The organism is Bradyrhizobium sp. PRIMUS42, from assembly GCF_023006515.1.
GTDB lineage: Bacteria > Pseudomonadota > Alphaproteobacteria > Rhizobiales > Xanthobacteraceae > Bradyrhizobium.
In genome coordinates this window covers 1-1,967 of record NZ_JALBGZ010000957.1, presented here as the reverse complement: position 1 = coordinate 1,967, position 1,967 = coordinate 1, and the positions used below count along the sequence as shown (strand labels likewise).

The 1,967-nt window shown below is 64.0% G+C and carries 1 protein-coding gene and 1 pseudogene; both read right to left on the bottom strand.

Annotated features, from left to right (window positions below; translation table 11 throughout):
* Positions 1 to 498 (bottom strand): annotated as a pseudogene (gltD, locus tag MOV75_RS36210) (glutamate synthase); the annotation flags it as partial.
* A 144-nt stretch (positions 499 to 642) separates the two neighbouring features.
* The coding region (locus MOV75_RS36205) for a glutamate synthase-related protein (protein WP_247007770.1) at positions 643 to 1,967 on the bottom strand (1,325 nt) is incomplete at its 5' end.

Below are 1,967 nucleotides of genomic sequence, written 5' to 3'. Positions count from 1 at the left end.
GGCCATGCCGGCCGGGCCCGAGCCGATCACCGCGACCTTCTTGCCGGTCTTGACGGCCGCGACCTCAGGCTTCAGCCAGCCATTGTCCCAGGCGCGGTCGACGATGGCGCATTCGATGGTCTTGATGGTGACCGGGTTGTCGTCGATGTTGAGCGTGCAGGACGCTTCACACGGCGCCGGACAGATGCGCCCCGTGAACTCCGGGAAATTGTTGGTCGAGTGCAGATTGCGCGAGGCTTCTTCCCAGTTGCCCTGATAGACGAGGTCGTTCCAGTCGGGGATCTGGTTGTTGACCGGGCAGCCGGGCGTGCCGGGCGCGACCGAGCCGGTGCCGTGACAATAGGGAATGCCGCAATTCATGCAGCGCGCGGCCTGATCGCGCACCTCTTTCTCGGAGAGGGGAACGACGAACTCCTTGTAATGCTTCACGCGCTCGGCGACCGGGGTGTACTTGCGGTCGTGCCGTTCGATTTCGAGAAAACCCGTGATCTTGCCCATTAAACCCGAAGTCCCTGCCGCTTAGTTCGTTTGTTGCTTCCTCACCGTCATTGCGAGGAGCGAAGCGACGAAGCGATCCAGTCTGTCGCTGAAGAGAAAGTCTGGATTGCTTCGCTACGCTCGCAATGACGGGCGCTGATATTGCTACGCCCCGATCGCGATTTTCGGCTCGGCGTCCGCGTTGTTGGCGGCCATTTCGCGCAGCGCGCGCCGGTATTCGACCGGCATCACCTTGCGGAATTTGGGCAGCCAGTCCTTCCAATTGGCAAGGATGTCGGCGGCGCGCTTGGAGCCGGTGGCTTTCGCATGGCGCGAGATCAGGACGTGCAGCCGCTCGACGTCGGAGGCGAGCAGGTTCTTGAACACGTCGACCCGGCCGTGCGCCTCGAGGTCACCGGAATGGTGATAGGTGCCGGCGTTGATCAGCTCCTCCGACAGCACCGGCTCGAGCTCGACCATCGCCATGTTGCACAGCCTGTCGAAGTCGCCGGTCTCGTCGAGCACATAGGCGATGCCGCCGGACATGCCGGCCGCGAAGTTGCGCCCTGTCTTGCCGAGCACGACGACGATGCCGCCGGTCATGTATTCGCAGCAATGATCGCCCGCGCCCTCGACCACCGCCACGGCGCCGGAATTGCGCACGGCAAAGCGCTCGCCGGCGATGCCGCGGAAGTAGCACTCGCCCTGGATGGCGCCGTACATCACGGTGTTGCCGACGATGATGCTCTCTTCCGGCACGATGGCGGAGTTCTTCGGCGGCTTGACGATGATCTTGCCGCCCGAGAGGCCCTTGCCGACATAGTCGTTGCCTTCGCCCTCGAGCTCGAAGGTGACGCCGTGGGCGAGCCAGGCGCCAAAGGCCTGGCCAGCGGTGCCCTTGAGGCTGACATGGATGGTGTCGTGCGGCAGGCCGGCATGGCCGTAGATCTTGGCGACAGCACCGGACAGCATGGCACCCGCGGAGCGGTTGGTGCTGTTGATATTGGCCTCGATCTTCACCGGCGCGCCGCGGTCGAGCGCAGGCGTTGCCTTCTCGATCAGCGAGCGATCGAGCACCGCCTCCAGATGATGGTTCTGGCGCTCGGAGTGATAGATCTTCTGGCCCTTCTCTTCCTTCTGCTTGACGAACAGCTTCGAGAAGTCGAGGCCCTTGGCCTTCCAGTGCGCGACCAGCTTGGTCTGGTCGAGCAGCTGAACCTGGCCGACCATCTCGTTGAAGGTGCGGAAGCCAAGCGAGGCCATGATCTCGCGGACTTCTTCCGCGACGAAGAAGAAGTAGTTGATGACGTGCTCGGGCTGGCCGGTGAAGCGCTTGCGCAGGACGGGGTCCTGGGTCGCGACGCCGACCGGGCAGGTGTTGAGATGGCACTTTCGCATCATGATGCAGCCGGCCGCGATCAGCGGCGCGGTGGCAAAGCCGAACTCGTCGGCCCCCAGCAGCGCGCCGATCACGACGTCACGGCCGGTGC